Origin of the sequence: Pseudoalteromonas sp. P1-16-1b (assembly GCF_001401785.1) — a bacterium.
GTDB lineage: Bacteria > Pseudomonadota > Gammaproteobacteria > Enterobacterales > Alteromonadaceae > Pseudoalteromonas > Pseudoalteromonas undina.
Map to the genome: position 1 here is coordinate 1 of NZ_LKGQ01000060.1, position 329 is coordinate 329.

Genomic DNA, 329 nt, shown 5'->3' on the forward strand with positions numbered 1-329 from the left:
ACAGTACGGCCACCTTCACGGATAGCGAAACGAAGACCTTCGTCCATCGCGATTGGCGCGATTAGAGTTACTGTCATCTTAACGTTATCACCAGGCATTACCATTTCTACGCCTTCTGGTAACTGTACGTCACCTGTTACGTCAGTTGTACGGAAGTAGAACTGTGGACGGTAACCTTTGAAGAATGGAGTATGACGACCACCTTCATCTTTAGAAAGTACGTATACTTCTGAAGTGAATGTTGTGTGTGGGTTGATTGAACCAGGCTTAGCTAGTACTTGACCACGTTCAACGTCTTCACGCTTAGTACCACGTAGAAGTGCACCAAT

General features: G+C 45.9%; 1 protein-coding gene. It reads right to left on the reverse strand.

The window, feature by feature from the left end; all coding sequences use genetic code 11:
• Window positions 1–329, reverse strand: a 329-nt coding sequence (locus AN392_RS18175; protein WP_152965275.1) for an elongation factor Tu, incomplete at both ends; no start/stop codon positions are given.